Annotated in this window: 1 protein-coding gene; it reads right to left on the bottom strand. The window is 56.6% G+C overall.

The window, feature by feature from the left end:
- Positions 1-355: 355 nt before the first annotated feature.
- Positions 356-707: hypothetical protein (locus AC1RPG_RS07890; protein ID WP_481762452.1), on the bottom strand; the 352-nt coding region annotated here is incomplete at its 5' end.

Here is a 707-nt window from a genome sequence, read left to right as displayed (position 1 = left end):
GATCGTAGACCCGGAATGGGCATGTAGCACCTTCCACGAAATACCACGGAAGTTGCGCTGAGCTGCTGGTGCTGACCGCACCGCCCATGCTCGACTTCAACACGTCACCTAGCGCGGCCCCAACATTCGATAGAATGGAGCCCGATGTTGGAGATGGTGTTTGCGTAGAACCTGGACCAACGATAGGTAGTTGGCAGTACCAAGAATATGCCATCATCGGGTCCGTTCGGTTCATAGCTCCAAACAGATTGTCGCCTTCGATGATGCCGCCGTTGCTGCTGACTTCCCCGAGAGTACCGGGACCAGCAAGCGCAATCGACGAAGGCCCGGCAAAACCGCCGAGCCCACTCAAAACTTAAGCCAAAATGCTTTCAGGTGCGTTAGCCAGCGCTGCGATAGCGCCACCTGTATTGCCAGAAAGCAGCTCACCAGCCGCGCCAATGGCGGACCCTAGTGCTGCGTTCACTGTATTATTTACGACGCGAGAGGCCGTGTTGACGATCGCGTTTTCCGCGCTCTGTACTGCGCCCTTAACGCCTTGGACCTGACGGTCAATTTGCGAGTTCACACCAGTCTTGATTTGCTGGGTGGCTCTCGATACTGCATCGGAGAGAAAAGACATGATGGCGGCATTCCTGATGGACGCGCCGGATGCTGGCAGAAGTCGGAACCTCGTGCGCATGCCGAGCGCCGGGCAAAAAGAAAGG

This window comes from Dellaglioa sp. CoH-57-MRSF-18, from assembly GCF_056781995.1.
Note: the sequence above shows the minus strand (reverse complement) of the source record. Positions and strands in the feature narration are given on the sequence as shown.